Below are 265 nucleotides of genomic sequence, written 5' to 3' on the forward strand. Positions count from 1 at the left end.
TTCCAGCACCAGCTTCCAGTTGGCTTTTTCGAACAAGGTGGTCTGGATCGCCACCTTGGTGTTCTCCATGTCGTAGGGTTCCATGTAATGGCTGAGCGTCGACAGGAAGTCATCGATGGCCGGTGGGTTTTCGGCTAGGCTGATAAAGATGTAGCCACCAGCAGTCTTCACGTTCACCGGCTTCAAACCGTACTGCTTCATGTCGAAATCGGCGCCCATCTCGGTGCCGGCGAACAGCAGGCGGCCGTCCAGCTCGTAGGTCCAC

General features: G+C 56.6%; 1 pseudogene. It reads right to left on the reverse strand.

The features are described 5' to 3' along the window. Positions 1 to 265, reverse strand: a pseudogene (locus AAEY72_RS15220) (Rieske (2Fe-2S) protein); the annotation flags it as partial.

This window comes from Psychrobacter sp. W2-37-MNA-CIBAN-0211, assembly GCF_040309405.1.
Lineage (GTDB): Bacteria > Pseudomonadota > Gammaproteobacteria > Pseudomonadales > Moraxellaceae > Psychrobacter > Psychrobacter glaciei.